Consider the following 13,541-nt stretch of genomic DNA (forward strand, 5'->3'; position numbering starts at 1 on the left):
ACGGCGTCGCGGTGGCCGGGCAGGGCTACGCCAGGAAGCCGCGCAGCAGCGCCGCCGTGCCCGCGCAGTGTTCGCGCATGACTTCGCGCGCCGTGTCGGCGTCCCCCTCCAGCACCGCGCCCACCAGCGCGATGTGCTGCTGCTGGGAGTGCTCCAGGTTGCGTACCAGCAGCGGGATGACGTCCAGCAGATCGTTCACCGTCGCCCGTACCGCCGCGTACTGCGTGGTCAGCGTGGGGGAGCCGGACAACTCGGCGAGGGTGAGGTGCAGCAGCGTGTCGCAGCGCCGGTAGTCGTCCAGGGTCGCGTCGTGGGTGGCAGCCAGTGCTCTCCGCAGCCGCTCGGCGGCCTCGGGTCTCAGTCCGTGGGCCGCGCACAGCCCCGCCGCGCCCACCTCGAGCACCTCGCGGAAGCGCAGGGTGTCCTCCAGGTCGACCGCGGCGACCCGGCGGCGCAGCTCCTCCTCGTCCGTGGTGCGCAGCCGCTGGCGGACGAACGTCCCCCCGTACCGGCCGCGGCGGCTCTCCACGAGGCCCTGCTCCTGGAGGACCTTGAGCACTTCGCGGAGTGTGACCCGGCTGATGCCCATGCGGTCGGCCAGCTCCCGCTCGGCCGGCAGCCGCTCGCCCCCCGGCACCAGCCCCAGCCGCACCACCTGGAGGACCTGCTCCAGAGCCTCCTCGAAGCCATTGCCCCCGCGCACCGGCCGCAGCACGGACGTCAGCCGGTCCGCCGACTCCGTCGACTCACTGTTTTCCGCCACCTTGCGGTTCCCCCTTCCCAATCAATGGTATTCGGCAATACCTTATGGCTTCCGGCTGACCTTAGGAGGCAGATCCCGTGGCAGACCGCACACCCCCGCTGACCGTCGAGGAGCTCAGGGCCCTCGTCGCGAGCGGTGAGATCGACACCGTAGTCCTGGCCTTCCCCGATATGCAGGGGCGCCTCCAGGGCAAGCGGTTCGCCGCGCCGTTCTTCCTCGACGAGGTGCTCGAGCACGGCACCGAAGGCTGCAACTACCTGCTCGCCGTCGACACCGAGATGAACACGGTGGACGGCTACGAGATGTCGTCCTGGGACCGCGGCTACGGCGACTTCGCCATGCATCCCGACCTGGGCACTCTGCGCCGCGTGCCCTGGAACGAAGGCACGGCGATGCTGATCGCCGACCTCGCCTGGAACGACGGGACCCCGGTCGTGGCCGCACCGCGCCAGATCCTGCGCCACCAGCTCGAGCGGCTCGCCACCTTCGGGTACACCGCACACGTCGGTACCGAGCTGGAATTCATCGTCTTCAAGGACACCTACGAGCAGGCCTGGGACGCGAACTACCGCGATCTGACGCCCGCCAACCAGTACAACATCGACTACTCCGTGCTCGGGACCGGCCGGGTCGAGCCACTGCTGCGCCGCATCCGCAACGAGATGGCCGCGGCCGGGCTGACCGTCGAGTCCGCCAAGGGCGAATGCAACCCCGGTCAGCACGAGATCGCCTTCCGCTACGACGAGGCCCTGCTTACCTGCGACCAGCACGCGATCTACAAGACCGGTGCCAAGGAGATCGCCGCGCAGGAAGGCGTCTCGCTCACCTTCATGGCGAAGTACAACGAGCGCGAGGGCAACTCCTGCCACATCCATCTGTCCCTCCAGGACGCGGATGGACGCAACGTCATGGCGGCGGACACCGACGGACATGACGCCGGGGACGGCATGTCGAAGACCATGCGGCACTTCCTGGCCGGACAGCTCGCCGCGCTGCGCGACTTCGCGCTGCTGTACGCCCCGAACATCAACTCGTACAAGCGCTTCCAGCCCGGCTCCTTCGCCCCCACCGCCGTGGCCTGGGGCCACGACAACCGGACCTGCTCCCTGCGCGTCGTCGGGCACGGCCGCTCCACCCGGTTCGAGAACCGGGTCCCGGGCGGTGACGTCAATCCGTATCTCGCCGTGGCCGGACTGGTCGCCGCCGGAATCTACGGCATCGAGAACGAGCTGGAGCTCCCCGAGGTCTGCGCGGGCAACGCCTACGCCGCCGACTACGCACACGTCCCGACCACCCTCAGCGAGGCCGCCGAGCTCTGGGAGAACAGCCCCATCGCCAAGGCCGCCTTCGGAGCCGAGGTCGTCGCCCACTACCGCAACATGGCGCGGGTCGAGCTCGCCGCCTTCGACGCCGCGGTGACCGACTGGGAGCTCCGCCGCTCCTTCGAACGTATGTGAGGCACCACTTGTCGCAACCGTACGAACTCGATGTGCTGAACCCGGCCACCGAGGAAGTCATCGCCACCGTACCCGGCGCCGCCGCACAGGACGTGGACACCGCCGTCGTACGGGCCGCCGCCGCCCAGCGCGCCTGGGCGGCAGCAGCCCCCGCCGACCGCGCCCGGCTGCTGCGCCGCTTCGCCGCCGTCGTGGACGACCACATCGGGGAACTCGCACGGCTCGAGGTGCGCGAGGCCGGACACACCATCGGCAACGCCCGCTGGGAGGCCGGGAACGTCCGCGATCTGCTCGACTACGCGGCCGGGGGAGTGGAACGGCTCACCGGCCGACAGATCCCGGTGCCCGGCGGTATCGACCTGACGATCCTGGAACCGCTCGGCGTCGTGGGCGTCATCGCTCCGTGGAACTTCCCGATGCCGATCGCGGCCTGGGGCACGGCCCCGGCACTCGCCGCGGGCAACGCCGTGATCCTCAAGCCGGCCGAGACCACCCCGCTGACCGCGCTGCGGCTCGCCGAACTAGCCCTGGAGGCCGGGCTCCCCGAGCACCTCTTCCAGGTGCTGCCCGGCCGGGGCGACATCGCGGGCGACGCACTCGTGCGCCACCCCGGGGTCGCGAAGATCGTGTTCACCGGCTCGACCCGGATCGGCAAGCAGATCATGTCGCTCTGCGCGGACCGGGTGAAGCGGGTCACCCTCGAACTCGGCGGCAAGAGCCCCAACATCGTCTTCGCGGACGCGGACATCGAGGCAGCGGCAGCGGCCGCGCCGATGTCCTTCCTCGACAACAGCGGCCAGGACTGCTGCGCCCGGACCCGCATCCTGGTGCAGTCCTCGGTGTACGACCGCTTCGTCGAACTGCTCGCCCCGGCGATCGAGTCTGTCGTGGTCGGCGACCCGGCCGACGAGCGTACCCAGATGGGCCCGCTGATCTCGAAGACCCAGCTGGAGCGGGTGCGTTCCTACGTGCCCGACGAGCTGCCGGGCATTCGCGGCACCTCCCCGGCGGGCCCCGGCTTCTGGTTCCCGCCGACCCTCCTGACCGGCCTCGCGCCCGATGCCCCCGCAGCGGTCGAAGAGGTCTTCGGCCCGGTCGCCGTCGTGCTGCCCTTCGATGACGAGGAGGAAGCCGTACGCCTCGCCAACGCCACCGAATACGGGCTCTCCGGCTCGATCTGGACCCGTGACGTCGGCCGTGCGCTGCGCATGTCCAGCGCCGTCGCCGCGGGCAACCTGTCCGTCAACTCCCACTCCAGCGTGCGCTACTGGACCCCCTTCGGCGGCTACAAGCAGTCCGGCCTCGGCCGTGAACTCGGCCCCGACGCACTCACCGCTTTCACCGAGACCAAGAACGTCTTCATCAGTACGGAGGCCTGACCACCATGACCGACACGTCCCAGTGCCGCCGCCTCGTCGGCCGCACCGCAGTCATCACCGGCGCGGGCAGCGGAATCGGCCTCGCCACCGCGCGCCGCCTGGCCTCCGAGGGCGCGAACGTCGTCTGCGGCGACATCGACGAGATCGCGGGCAAGGCCGCGGCCGACGAGGTCGGCGGTACGTACGCCAAGGTCGACGTCACCGACGCCGAGCAGGTCGAGGCGCTCTTCAGGACCGCCTTCGACACCTACGGCAGCGTCGACATCGCCTTCAACAACGCGGGCATCTCGCCGCCCGACGACGACTCGATCCTGGAGACCGGCCTGGACGCCTGGCGGCGGGTCCAGGAGGTCAACCTGACCTCCGTGTACCTGTGCTGCAAGGCGGCCATCCCCTACATGCAGCGCCAGGGCAAGGGCTCCATCATCAACACCGCCTCGTTCGTGGCACGGATGGGTGCGGCGACCTCCCAGATCTCGTACACGGCCTCCAAGGGCGGTGTGCTGGCGATGTCCCGCGAGCTGGGCGTGCAGTTCGCCCGCGAGGGCATCAGGGTCAACGCGCTCTGCCCGGGCCCGGTCAACACCCCGCTGCTCCAGGAGCTGTTCGCCAAGGACCCGGAGCGTGCCGCCCGGCGGATCGTGCACATCCCCGTCGGCCGGTTCGCGGAGGCCGAGGAGATCGCGGCTGCCGTGGCCTTCCTCGCGAGTGACGACTCGTCGTTCGTGAACGCGACCGACTTCCTGGTCGACGGCGGTATCTCGGGGGCGTACGTCACCCCGATGTAGCAGCCGGTCGCATGCGGTCCGGCACCCGGTCCCGGTGGGCATCGCGTCCGTCGGGACCGGGGACTCCGGCGCCGTCAGAGGAACGTGCGCCCCTCACCCCGATACGTCGGGACGGATGCGACCACCTGCTCGCCCTCCACCAGCCGCAGTTCGTCGAACCGCTCACACAGCTCACCGGCCTTCGCATGCCGGAACCAGACCTTGTCGCCGATCAGCAGATCGTCGGCGACGGGGCCGAGCAGTGGTGTCTGCACTTCCCCCGGACCCTCCATCGGGTCGTATCTGAGTCCCTCCGGCAGATACGGAACCGGCAGCCGGTCCTGCCCCGCGGCCCCGGATGCCGGGTAGCCGCCGCCGAGCACCGTCACCACCCCCACCCCCGGCCGTCGGACCACCGGCTGAGCGAACAGCGCCGCGGGACTGCCGTTGAAGGACGTGTAGTTGTCGAACAGCCGCGGCACATAGAGCCCCGAGCCCGCCGCGATCTCGGTGACCGCGTCCTCGGCCGCGGTGTGCTGCACACTGCCCGTGCCGCCGCCGTTCACGAATTCCAGGTCCGGCACCTCGCCGCGGACCGCGGCCACCACCGCCGACCTGCGCTGCGCCAGCTCGCGACGAGCCGCGGACTGCATCAGCCGGATCATGCGCGAACGCACCGGACTGCCCGCCACCGCGTCCCCCACCCCGGCCACATGCCCCTCGTAGGCCATCAGACCCACGAGCCGGAAGCCGGGCCGCCGGGCTATCTCCCGTGCCAGCGCAGCCAGTTGGGCCGGCTCGCGCAGCGGTGAGCGGCGTGCGCCCACACGCAGCCGCCCGCCCAGCAGATGCAGCGCGGTGTCCAGCTCCAGGCAGACCCGGATCTCCTCGTCGCCGCCGTCACGGGACCGGTCGATCAGGTCGAGCTGCGCGGGATCGTCCACCATCAGCGTGACGGCGGCGGCGAGTTTGGCGTCCCCCGCCAGCTCGGCGAAACCCGCGCGGTCGGCGGACGGATACGCGAGCAGCACATCGCCGAAGCCCGCACGGGCCAGCCAGACCGACTCGTCAAGGGTGAACGACATGATCCCCTTGAACCCGTCCATGGCGAGCACACGCTCCAGCAGGGCACGGCAGCGTACGGACTTGCTCGCCACCCTGATCGGCTTCCCGCCCGCCCTTCGGGCCAGGTCCGCCGCGTTCGCGTCGAAGGCTTCGAGATCGACGATGGCGAGCGGGGCGTCGAGATGGGCCGTTGCCCGGTCGTACCGGGCCCTGTCGGCGGCACGGGGAATCATGGACCGAGCTTGCCAGACCCGGTGTACCCAAGGGTAGGGGGACGTTCTGGGCAGATGCCCCGGGCCCGTCGTCCCGTGCCCTGAGCCCCTCGGCAAGCCGTAGAGTGACCGTCACACGGTGACGAACGGGCCTGCCTTGAAGGCCGATCCGAAGGCGTGCACGGACATCGGAATGGGGGGCGGATGAGCACCGAGGTACCACGCTCCTCCCGTGTCACGGAAGCTCTGCTCCCCCCTGTGCCTCCCCGGCCTCCCGTGACCCCTCAGCCTCCCGCGCCGCGCAGTGCGGCCGCGGGCGCCGACGGGCGGACGGAGCCGGCTCCGGTCCCTGCCCCGGTGCCACCGCCTCGGACGGACAGCGCAGCGAAGCCGCCCCTGCCCGCGGCGTGGTCATCCGCGACGGTGCCGCCGCCCCCGGTCCCACCCCTCGCCACCGGTCCCACGACCTGGCCGCCGCGCCACTGGGTGCCCGTCCCGGGCTCTCCGGGCTTCCACCCCGAAGGGCCCACCGAGATCACCACCCGGCTGCGCCCCGTGCGCACCCGGCACCCCGCGCGGACCTCGGCGGCCATCGCCTGCCTCGTCCTCGGGCTCGGGCTGATCGGGGGAGCCGCCGCCGGAAGCTGGCTCGCGGACGGGTCCGCCGCCGTCGCTCCCGCGGTCGCCACCGACTACGACGGCGTACGCCCCCTCTGGCACACCGTCCCCGTCGACGAGCTGTTCCCCCCTACCCTCAAGGGCACCGGAGCCGGTCCCGGTGGCGCCGACCGTGTGTGGAAGAGGGTCGGCGTCGCACCCGACGGAACCTGCGCCGAGGCCCTCGACCCGCTGCTGGCCAGGGTGGTGCGGCCGGTCGGCTGCGTTCGCGCGCTGCGCGCCACCTACACCGACGCCACCTCCAGCAGCGTCACCACCGTCGGCATGCTCTTCACACAGGCGGACCGGCAGGTCATGGCCACACTCCGCGGCAGGTTCGCGCAGGAGAACCTCGGCGAACGCGCCGACCTGATGCCCCGGGCGTACCCCGTCCCCGAAACCGCCGCCCAAGGCTTCGGCGACAAGCAGCGGGCCAGCTGGACGATCAGCGTCCTGAGTGACGCCCCGGTCATCGTCTACGCCGTGTCCGGCTTCGCCGACGGCCGCACGGTGGCCGACCCGAGCCCGGCGGCCGAGGCGACCGTCGCGGGCGCCGCCTCCGCGCCCGCGCAGGCGGGCCTCGGCCACGAGGCCAAGGGCCTGGCGGACGGCGTCGAACGAGCCCTGCGCGGCTCCGCGGCCACCTCGGCGGGGAAGCCCGGATGACCGCACAGCCACTGCGCCCGGTTCCCCTGCGCCGGCGGCTCGGACGCCGGCTGACCGGAGGCCTCGCCGCCGCCCTCGCCGTCGTCCTGGTGTCCGCCGCGCCCGCCCATGCCGACAGCATCCGGGCCCGCCAGTGGGCCCTCGACTCGCTGCACCTGGACCAGGCCTGGCGGAGCACCAAGGGCAAGGGCGTCACGGTCGCCGTACTCGACACCGGAGTCGACGACAGCCACCCCGATCTCACGGGTCAGGTGCTCCCGACCAAGGACCTCGTCGGCTTCGGGGCCGGGCGCGGCGACCGGGCGTGGGCACGGCACGGGACCGCCATGGCCGGGATCGTCGCCGGACACGGCCATGGGCCCGGGCGTGAGGACGGAGTGCTCGGCGTCGCACCGCTGGCGAAGATCCAGCCGGTCCGGGTGATCCTCGAAGGCACCGACCCGTCGCGTGCCCAGGCCCGCAAGACCCGTAACTCCGCGCTCGCGGAGGGAATCCGCTGGGCCGCCGACCACGGCGCCGACGTCATCAACCTCTCGCTCGGCGACGACAGCGAGTCCGCGCACCCGGAGAAGGGCGAGGACGCCGCCGTCCAGTACGCACTCGCCAAGGGCGCCGTGGTCGTCGCGTCGGCCGGAAACAGCGGCGAGAAGGGTGACCACATCTCGTACCCCGCGGCCTACCCGGGTGTCATCGCCGTCGCCGCCGTCGACCGCTTCGGCACCCACGCCTCCTTCTCCACCAGCCGCTGGTACGCCACGGTCAGCGCCCCCGGCGTGGACGTGGTCATCGCCGATCCCGACCGCAAGTACTACGAGGGCTGGGGCACCAGCGCGGCGGCCGCGTTCGTCTCCGGAGTCGTCGCGCTCGTACGGTCCGCCCAGCCCGGGCTCACCCCGGCCCAGATCAAGCGACTCCTCGCGGACACCGCCCGGGACGCGCCCAAGGACGGTCGCGACGACGCCAGGGGACACGGCACCGTGGACCCGGTGGCCGCGCTCAAGGCGGCGGGCAGGCTCGCGCAGGGCGAGCCGGAGGCCGCGTCCGCGCCGGGCTACCGGCAGCGCTACTTCGGCAGCGGCCCGGCGCCCGCGCCGGACACCACCGCGGCAGGCGGGCTGCTCGTGCCGCTCGCCGGGGGCGGCGGTGCGCTGCTGATCGTCTGCGCGGTGGTGCTGTGGCGCGGCGGACGCCGCCGTACCTGAACGGGGCCTGAAGAAGCGGACCCTGCCCGACGTGGGCACCGGCGTACCGGAGCTCACGGGTCGCCGTCCTACCATCGCGCGCATGAATGTGACGACCTCGGGGGCGGACCCCCGGCCGCCACGCGCCAGGATCCTCCTCGTCGAGGACGACGGGCCCTTGGCCGAGCTGCTGGAAGCGTCTCTGCGGCACGAGGGCTACGAGACCGTCACCATGACGAGCGCCCGCCAGTGCCTGGCCGCGGGCCCGGCCCACGAGTGCGATCTGCTGCTCCTTGATGTCACCCTGCCCGACATCGACGGGTTCGAGCTGTGCGGGCGGCTGCGAGCTGCCGGTCATCTTCCTCACCGCGCGGGACAGCCGTACCGATCTGCGTACGGGCTTCGCGCAGGGCTGCGACGACTACCTGACGAAACCCTTCAGCCTGGAGGAACTGACCCTGCGGATCGCCGCTGTACTGCGCCGCAGCGGGCGGTCCGGCCCGGTGGACCGGCCGCTGCTCCTCGCCGACCTCGCGCTCGACGACCGGGCCCACCGGGTCACCCGGGGCGGCCGGGAGATCGTCCTGTCGCCCACCGAGTACCGGCTGCTGCGCCACCTGCTCCGGTGGAGCGGCCGGGTGCTCTCGAAGGCGCAACTCGTCGAGGCGGTGTGGGGGCACGCCGACGCCGGTCGCGGCGACGGCGACCTGGTGGAGGTGCACATCAGCCAGCTCCGCAGAAAGATCGAGGCGGACGGTCCGGCGCTGATCCACACCGTGCGCGGATTCGGCTATGTGCTGCGCTCGGACGGGGGCTGAGACATGCCGCTACGCGCACGCCTCGCCCTCCTCGTGGCCGCCCTGCTGACGGGTTCGGTCGCCGTACTGGGCGGCGGCACGCTGTGGTGGACCCGGTCGAGCCTCGTCCACGAGGCCGACGCCCGGCTGCTGCGTGCCCGCGCCGAGCCGCAGCCGTCGGGCCCGACCGCAGCCGACCCGGCCGAACGGGCCGGACACCCGGTCAGGCGGGTTGCCCTGCTGCGCTTCGACGCGCGGGGACGACTCGAGGAGGCCAAGCCGTCGGAGCTGACCGGGGATCCGGATCCGCTGCCGGCCGTGTCCTGGGAGACCGCGCTGTCCGCGGCCCGGACCGGGCGCATCGCCGAGGCCGAGAGTGCGGACGGGGCGCTGGAGTACCACTGGACGGCGGGCCACCGGCCCGACGGCGGTGCGACCGTGTTCGCCGTGTCGCTGGGGGAAGTCGAGCAGACCACCGACCTCCTGCTGTGGAGCCTGGCGCTGGGCGGCGGCGCCGTCGCCGCCATCGGCGGTGGCGTCGGCTGGTGGATGATGCGCCGCGAGCTGCGCCCCCTGGACGACTTGGTGGACGCCACGGAGGCGGTGGCCGCCGGTGACTTGACGCGCCGTATCGAACCCCGGTCGGCACGCGACGAGGTCGGACGGCTGACCGCCGGGTTCGACCTGGGACTCCACCGCGAAGGTGCGCGTCCAGGGCGAGCACTCCTGGCCGGACGCCGACTACAACGAGAGCACCAAGGGCGACTCCCGGATCATCACTTCCAAGAACGTGCCGACCCAGCAGGTCACAGGCACCTTCCCGATCGAGCGGTCAGACCCCGCCTACCAGTACGACACCAACCCCAACGCCATCGAGCCGGAGACGGTCGAGTTCACGCTGCCGCTCAACCCGACTGGGGCTGACAGCCCCGGCTGCGTCGACATGGGAGCGATCGGTGTGCTCAAGAACGGGGTCTGCATATACAACTCCCTCGATGACGCGGGACGGGACGTGGCGGCGCACGAGACCCAGGACGTGTGCGACGGACATCCCGACGGCGCGGAGGCGTACCACTACCACAACATTCCGTCCTGTCTGCTCTCCGCGGCCGACAAGAAGGGCGCGACGCTGGTCGGATACGCCCTCGACGGCTTCGGCATCTACGTCGAGCGGGACGACAAGGGCAACCTCCCCACCAACGCCGACCTGGACGAGTGCCATGGCCGCACCAGCAAGGTGATGTGGAACGGCAGGGAAACGTCGATCTACCACTACAGCGCCACCCTGGAGTTCCCGTACACCGTCGGCTGCTTCCGCGGCACACCCGTCGAGCCCCCGGAACGCGACCGCACGGGGAACAACCAGCGGGGTCGGCAGCGTCCCGGGCAGGGCGGCCAGGACCAGGGGCAGCCACAGGGGCAGGGCCAGCGGCAGCGACCCGGTCAGGAGCAGGGCCAGAGCCAGGGGCACCACTGACCCGGCTGAAATCAGGCCACCACGCGGGCGCCCGGCCAACCACGCGGGCGCCCGGGCGGGCCGGCGGCACCGGAACAGCCCTGCACTAGGCTCATCACGTGGCGCTCAAGAACATCCCCGACTCCCCTTTCCCCGACGACGACGGCTCCGCCGACCCCGCCCTCACCGCGGCGCTCGCCGCCTGGGCCGAGGACAGGAACGCCGAACAGCCGCTCCTCGAGGCACTCAAGGGCGCCCGGCTGCTCGTCCCCGTCGTCGCGCTGCTCGGCGAGGTCGAGGTCGACGAGCAGGGGCTGCGCCACGAGAAGACCAGCGACATGGCCGTACCCACGCTGACCCTGGGGGACCGTCGCGCGCTGCCCGCGTTCACCTCCAACGAGACGCTCGCCCGGTGGGATCCACAGGCCAGGCCGGTCGCCGTCCCGCTGCACCAGGCGCTCGCCGCCGCTGTGCACGAGAAGGCGGACACGCTCCTGCTGGACCTCGCGGGCCCCGTCCCGTACCCCCTGACGGGACGGGCGCTGCTGGCCCTCGCGGAGGGGCGCACCAGCACCGACCCGCTGGCCGATCCGGCCGTACGTGAAGCGGTGCGCGCCGTGGTCGCGGCCGAGCCCGGGCTGGTCCGGGCCCATCTGGGCCCCGGCAGTGCCGACGGCACCCTCGCACTGGTGCCGGGGCCGGGCGTGGTGCCCGCCGAGGCGGCCCAGCGCGTGGCCCGCGCGCTCGCGGCGGACGAGACACTGCGCGCCCGCCTCGTCCGCGGTCTCGATCTCGCCGTGCTGCCGGCGGAAGCCGTGCCTCCGGGGGAACCCCTCTACGTACGCCCGTAGGCGGCACCGCATATCGTGTGGCACATGAGTGACGCGACCCCCAGCTATGAGACGCCGACCGGCGGGCCTTCCGAGTCTTCCGCGGCTCCCGACTTCGACGCCATGACCCGCGACATCGCGGAGGTGCCCGCGGTCGAAGTGATCGTCACGGTCGCGGTGAACCTGATGAGCGCCGCCGCGGTGAAGCTCGGACTGACCGAGGACGGCGAGGAGCACAAGGACCTCGACGAGGCGCGCAAGCTGGTGCACGCGCTGGCCGGTCTGCTCGACGCGGGTGCCACGGAGATCAGCTCCTTCCACGCGGCGCCGCTGCGTGACGGGCTGAAGTCGCTCCAGCTGGCCTTCCGTGAGGCGTCGCTCGTCCCGGACGAGCCGGGCCAGGGCCCGGGCGAGAAGTACACCGGCCCGGTCTACGGCTGATCGGGACACACCAGGTCCACGGCTGATCCGGACGCATCCGTATCCGCTCCCGCTCCTCCCGGTTCGCTCCCGCTGACCGGAGCTGCTAACCTGTTGTAACGACCGGTCGGGCACCTGTATGCCCGACCCACAAGTGGAGGCTCCGAACTCCCACCTACCGCCCCTCGTAGGGCGGCGGGTCACCGGTCAGGCGGCGCCCATCGTTCCGTACGGACGATGGAAGCCGCCCGATGCAGCGCCCCGCGGTTCGCCGTGCGGTGTTCCGGTAGTCCTGGAGCCCCGCCTGTGCCCGTCGGGGCATTTTTCATGAGCCGACGGGGTTGGTCCAACGAAAAAGACGTTGCGTGGCTGTCTGCCAGAGTGCCGCGCAGTGCTACCGAGGAGGATCCATCAGCGCCGAGCCCCGCATCAACGACCGGATTCGCGTTCCCGAAGTGCGACTTGTCGGTCCCAGCGGCGAGCAGGTCGGGATTGTTCCGCTTGCCAAGGCCCTGGAGCTTGCCCAGGAGTACGACCTCGACCTGGTCGAGGTGGCGGCGACCGCCCGCCCGCCCGTGTGCAAGCTCATGGACTACGGGAAGTTCAAGTACGAGTCGGCCATGAAGGCCCGTGAGGCGCGCAAGAACCAGGCGCACACGGTCATCAAGGAGATGAAGCTCCGGCCGAAGATCGACCCGCACGACTATGACACCAAGAAGGGTCACGTCGTCCGGTTCCTCAAGCAGGGCGACAAGGTCAAGATCACGATCATGTTCCGTGGTCGCGAGCAGTCCCGGCCGGAGCTCGGCTACCGGCTGCTCCAGCGGCTCGCGGAGGACGTCCAGGACCTCGGTTTCGTAGAGTCGAACCCGAAGCAGGACGGCCGGAACATGATCATGGTTCTGGGTCCGCACAAGAAGAAGACCGAGGCGATGGCCGAAGCCCGCGAGGCGCAGGCCGCCCGCAAGGCGGAGCGCCAGGGGCAGCCCCACTCGGTGGACTCCGCCGAGGAGCCTGCCGAGGTGCCTGCCGAGGAGCCCGCCGAGGCCTGATTCCGGGACAAACCGTCCTGGATATCAATCGATACATCTGACGCTTTCGCCTGCCGGTTTTCGAACCGGTGACGAAGGCGCCACTGACGAGGAGAGAACGGCGCTATGCCGAAGAACAAGACGCACAGCGGTGCCAAGAAGCGCTTCAAGATCACCGGCTCCGGCAAGGTGCTCCGCGAGCGCGCCGGCAAGCGCCACCTGCTCGAGCGCAAGTCGTCCAAGCTGACGCGTCGCCTCACCGGCAACGCCGAGATGGCCCCGGGTGACGCCGCCAAGATCAAGAAGATGCTGGGCATCTGAGCTTGATTTCGTGCCCCCGGGCGACGGGGGCCTCCGGGCAAGACCGGGACCCAATCGTTTCCGGGTCGTGTGAGCACAACCGCGACCCCGCTACAAGGAGTTAACAAGTGGCACGCGTCAAGCGGGCAGTCAACGCCCACAAGAAGCGCCGGGCGATCCTCGAGCAGGCCAGCGGATACCGCGGCCAGCGTTCCCGCCTGTACCGCAAGGCGAAGGAGCAGGTCACCCACTCCCTCGTCTACAACTACAACGACCGCAAGAAGCGCAAGGGCGACTTCCGTCAGCTGTGGATCCAGCGCATCAACGCCGCTGCCCGCGCCAACGGCATCACCTACAACCGCTTCATCCAGGGTCTGAAGGCCGCCAGCGTCGAGGTGGACCGCAAGATCCTGGCCGAGCTCGCGGTCAACGACGCCGCCGCGTTCGCCGCGCTGGTCGAGGTCGCCCAGAAGGCGCTCCCGAGCGACGTCAACGCCCCGAAGGCCGCGTCCGCGGCCTGACGGCCGCCTCTCGCGTCCTCCTCGGACCGTTCCGGACCC

Annotated in this window: 15 protein-coding genes and 1 pseudogene; 14 read left to right on the forward strand and 2 right to left on the reverse strand. The window is 71.3% G+C overall.

Features of this window, described 5'->3' with window-relative positions:
• Window positions 1–25: 25 nt before the first annotated feature.
• Window positions 26–763 carry an FCD domain-containing protein gene (locus tag ABZ532_RS20975; protein WP_361285614.1) on the reverse strand — a complete coding sequence of 246 codons (738 nt, stop codon included), beginning with the start codon at window positions 761–763 and terminating at the stop codon, window positions 26–28.
• A gap of 77 nt (window positions 764–840) precedes the next feature.
• Here ABZ532_RS20975 and ABZ532_RS20980 point away from each other — a divergent pair, with 77 nt between their 5' ends.
• From ABZ532_RS20980 to ABZ532_RS20990, 3 genes are read left to right on the forward strand one after another with little or no spacing between them, the layout of a single operon-like run.
• On the forward strand, window positions 841–2,220 hold the full coding sequence (locus ABZ532_RS20980) for a glutamine synthetase family protein (RefSeq protein WP_361285617.1): 1,380 nt from the start codon (window positions 841–843) through the stop codon (window positions 2,218–2,220).
• A gap of 8 nt (window positions 2,221–2,228) precedes the next feature.
• A complete protein-coding gene (locus tag ABZ532_RS20985) occupies window positions 2,229–3,599 on the forward strand; it encodes an aldehyde dehydrogenase family protein (RefSeq protein WP_361285620.1) in 1,371 nt (456 codons plus the stop codon).
• A 5-nt stretch (window positions 3,600–3,604) separates the two neighbouring features.
• Complete coding sequence (locus ABZ532_RS20990; RefSeq protein ID WP_361285623.1) at window positions 3,605–4,387, forward strand: 3-oxoacyl-ACP reductase; 783 nt, start codon at window positions 3,605–3,607, stop codon at window positions 4,385–4,387.
• Window positions 4,388–4,461: 74 nt separating this feature from the next.
• Here ABZ532_RS20990 and ABZ532_RS20995 read toward each other — a convergent pair whose 3' ends face one another.
• Window positions 4,462–5,664, reverse strand: coding sequence for an amino acid deaminase/aldolase (locus tag ABZ532_RS20995; RefSeq protein WP_361285626.1), 1,203 nt, complete (start codon window positions 5,662–5,664; stop codon window positions 4,462–4,464).
• A gap of 402 nt (window positions 5,665–6,066) precedes the next feature.
• Here ABZ532_RS20995 and ABZ532_RS21000 point away from each other — a divergent pair, with 402 nt between their 5' ends.
• The 11 genes and pseudogenes from ABZ532_RS21000 to rplT all read left to right on the forward strand — a co-directional run bounded on the left by ABZ532_RS21000 (window position 6,067) and on the right by rplT (window position 13,502).
• Entirely contained in the window at window positions 6,067–6,966 is a 900-nt protein-coding gene (locus ABZ532_RS21000; RefSeq protein WP_361285629.1) for a hypothetical protein, read from the forward strand.
• Window positions 6,963–8,168, forward strand: coding sequence for a type VII secretion-associated serine protease mycosin (mycP, locus tag ABZ532_RS21005; RefSeq protein ID WP_361285632.1), 1,206 nt, complete (start codon window positions 6,963–6,965; stop codon window positions 8,166–8,168). Before ABZ532_RS21000 ends, mycP begins: the two co-directional genes overlap by 4 nt.
• An 82-nt stretch (window positions 8,169–8,250) precedes the next feature.
• Window positions 8,251–8,442: pseudogene (locus tag ABZ532_RS21010) on the forward strand (response regulator); the annotation flags it as partial.
• Window position 8,443: 1 nt separating this feature from the next.
• Window positions 8,444–8,965: a response regulator transcription factor gene (locus ABZ532_RS21015; RefSeq protein WP_361285635.1), complete on the forward strand. Its 522-nt coding sequence runs from the start codon at window positions 8,444–8,446 to the stop codon at window positions 8,963–8,965.
• Window positions 8,966–8,968: 3 nt separating this feature from the next.
• A complete protein-coding gene (locus tag ABZ532_RS21020) occupies window positions 8,969–9,868 on the forward strand; it encodes a HAMP domain-containing protein (protein ID WP_361285639.1) in 900 nt (299 codons plus the stop codon).
• 19 nt (window positions 9,869–9,887) lie between these two features.
• Window positions 9,888–10,421: a YHYH protein gene (locus ABZ532_RS21025; protein ID WP_361285642.1), complete on the forward strand. Its 534-nt coding sequence runs from the start codon at window positions 9,888–9,890 to the stop codon at window positions 10,419–10,421.
• Between the two features lie 98 nt (window positions 10,422–10,519).
• Window positions 10,520–11,251: an SseB family protein gene (locus ABZ532_RS21030; protein ID WP_361285645.1), complete on the forward strand. Its 732-nt coding sequence runs from the start codon at window positions 10,520–10,522 to the stop codon at window positions 11,249–11,251.
• A 24-nt stretch (window positions 11,252–11,275) separates the two neighbouring features.
• A complete protein-coding gene (locus ABZ532_RS21035; protein ID WP_361285649.1) occupies window positions 11,276–11,671 on the forward strand; it encodes a DUF1844 domain-containing protein in 396 nt (131 codons plus the stop codon).
• 344 nt (window positions 11,672–12,015) lie between these two features.
• Window positions 12,016–12,702 (forward strand): translation initiation factor IF-3, encoded by a 687-nt coding sequence (gene infC / locus ABZ532_RS21040; protein ID WP_361285653.1) that lies wholly within the window; start codon window positions 12,016–12,018, stop codon window positions 12,700–12,702.
• 105 nt (window positions 12,703–12,807) lie between these two features.
• The gene (rpmI, locus tag ABZ532_RS21045; protein WP_017945471.1) at window positions 12,808–13,002 is read left to right on the forward strand and encodes a 50S ribosomal protein L35; all 195 of its coding nucleotides are present in this window, start codon (window positions 12,808–12,810) and stop codon (window positions 13,000–13,002) included.
• Window positions 13,003–13,109: 107 nt separating this feature from the next.
• Window positions 13,110–13,502, forward strand: coding sequence for a 50S ribosomal protein L20 (gene rplT / locus ABZ532_RS21050; RefSeq protein WP_361285657.1), 393 nt, complete (start codon window positions 13,110–13,112; stop codon window positions 13,500–13,502).
• Window positions 13,503–13,541 lie beyond the last annotated feature (39 nt).

Origin of the sequence: Streptomyces sp. NPDC019396, assembly GCF_040632375.1 — a bacterium.
Taxonomy (GTDB): domain Bacteria; phylum Actinomycetota; class Actinomycetes; order Streptomycetales; family Streptomycetaceae; genus Streptomyces.

What these genes read in the sequence shown, in the direction of transcription:
- ABZ532_RS20990 (WP_361285623.1), top strand. Translation starts at nt 3,605, where the DNA reads ATGACCGACACGTCCCAGTGCCGCCGCCTCGTCGGCCGCACCGCAGTC.
- ABZ532_RS20995 (WP_361285626.1), bottom strand. Translation starts at nt 5,664, where the DNA reads ATGATTCCCCGTGCCGCCGACAGGGCCCGGTACGACCGGGCAACGGCC.
- mycP (WP_361285632.1), top strand. Translation starts at nt 6,963, where the DNA reads ATGACCGCACAGCCACTGCGCCCGGTTCCCCTGCGCCGGCGGCTCGGA.
- ABZ532_RS21015 (WP_361285635.1), top strand. Translation starts at nt 8,444, where the DNA reads ATGTCACCCTGCCCGACATCGACGGGTTCGAGCTGTGCGGGCGGCTGC.
- ABZ532_RS21020 (WP_361285639.1), top strand. Translation starts at nt 8,969, where the DNA reads ATGCCGCTACGCGCACGCCTCGCCCTCCTCGTGGCCGCCCTGCTGACG.
- ABZ532_RS21025 (WP_361285642.1), top strand. Translation starts at nt 9,888, where the DNA reads ATGGGAGCGATCGGTGTGCTCAAGAACGGGGTCTGCATATACAACTCC.
- ABZ532_RS21035 (WP_361285649.1), top strand. Translation starts at nt 11,276, where the DNA reads ATGAGTGACGCGACCCCCAGCTATGAGACGCCGACCGGCGGGCCTTCC.
- rpmI (WP_017945471.1), top strand. Translation starts at nt 12,808, where the DNA reads ATGCCGAAGAACAAGACGCACAGCGGTGCCAAGAAGCGCTTCAAGATC.